Origin of the sequence: Cellulomonas citrea, assembly GCF_009829685.1 — a bacterium.
In the GTDB taxonomy this organism is placed as follows: domain Bacteria; phylum Actinomycetota; class Actinomycetes; order Actinomycetales; family Cellulomonadaceae; genus Cellulomonas; species Cellulomonas citrea.
In genome coordinates, this window is record NZ_VWSD01000288.1 from 1 (window position 1) to 1,407 (window position 1,407).

Here is a 1,407-nt window from a genome sequence, read left to right on the forward strand (position 1 = left end):
CGCCCTGGTCCCGGGCTGGGTGCCCTCGTGGGTCCAGGTCGCCTGGCCGGTGCTGGCCGGTGGCCTCGTGCTCGTGCTCGCGGTGCTGGCGTTCGCGCGGGGCGGAGGGGCCGCGCGGGCGGTGCGGGTCGGGTGGCTGGTCGCGCTCGTCGGGCTGGTGACGGCGACGCTGCTCGCGGCCGTCCCCGCGGTGCGCACCGCCGACCAGGTCGGGCCGGCCTGGGGCGGTGCCGCGGTCTCGCTCGCCCTGGCAGGGCTGCTCACCGCCGGGCTGGTCGGTGCTGACGGGGCCAGTGCCCGGCTGGCCGCTCATGCGTTCGGCTGGCGGCAGCCGGTCGCCGCCGGTCTCGTCGTCGTGGCGGTGCTCGCGGTGGCGCTCAGCGCCGGGTCCTGGGTCTGGCAGATGCGCGCGGGGACGGGGCTCGCGCTGCACGTCACCGACCAGCGGGTGGTGCCTGCGGTCGCGCAGCAGGCGTTCGCGGCACCGGTCGCCTCCCGGGTGCTGCTCGTCGAGGCGGGCGACGCGTCCGACCCGGTGCGGTGGCAGCTCGTGCGCGGTGACGGTGTGCAGCTCATCGACCAGGCGGCCTCGGCCTCGACCCGTGCTCTGCAGGGGTCGCTCACCTCGGACCACCTGGCCGCGCCCGACGCGGCGACGCGTGAGGTGCAGGGTCTGGTCGCCGCCCTGGCGACCGGAGCCGGCACCGACGTGTCAGCGCCGCTGGGCGCGCTCGGCGTCGCGCACGTCCAGGTCCCCGCGCTGGCCCCGGGCGTCACCGACGACGACCCGGCCGGCCAGGCCCGTGCCCTGCTCGTCGCCCGGCTCGACGCGACGGCCGGGCTGCAACGCGTGACCGAGGGCGTCACCGGGACGTTGTGGCGGGTGGCGGCGCCGGCGGCCGATGCGAGCCGGCCGGTGGTGACCAGCTGGGCGCGGCTCGTCGCTGCGGGCGCCGACCCGGCTGCGCCGACGACGACGGCCGAGCTGGTCGACTCCGACGGGAGTCAGGTCGACGCCACCGTGGCGTCCTCCGACGGCGAGCGGACGCTCGTCCTTGCCGAGCGCCGCGCCGCAGGGTGGCACGCGTGGCTCGACGGTCGCCCGCTGGTGGCAGCCGACGAGGGCTGGCGGCAGAGCTTCACCGTGCCCGCCGGTGCCTCCGGTCAGCTCGAGGTGCGGTACGTCGACCCGGGCAGGCTGCCGTGGCTGGTGGCCCAGGGGGGCGTCGGGCTGCTGGCTCTGCTCGTGGCGCTGCCGCTGCGTCGACGGAGGGCGGGACGATGAGCGACCAGACGTCGGCACGACGCTGGCTCGGCCGGCTCGCGCGCGCGGCCAGCGCCGTGGCCGTCCTCGGTGCGACCGTCGTCGTGGTGGGCGGAGGACTGCGGTCGCCGGTCGTCGCCGCG

Annotated in this window: 1 pseudogene; it reads left to right on the forward strand. The window is 78.1% G+C overall.

From position 1 onward, the window contains the following. Positions 1-1,285 (forward strand): annotated as a pseudogene (locus F2B26_RS16235) (glycosyltransferase family 2 protein); the annotation flags it as partial. Positions 1,286-1,407: the final 122 nt, after the last annotated feature.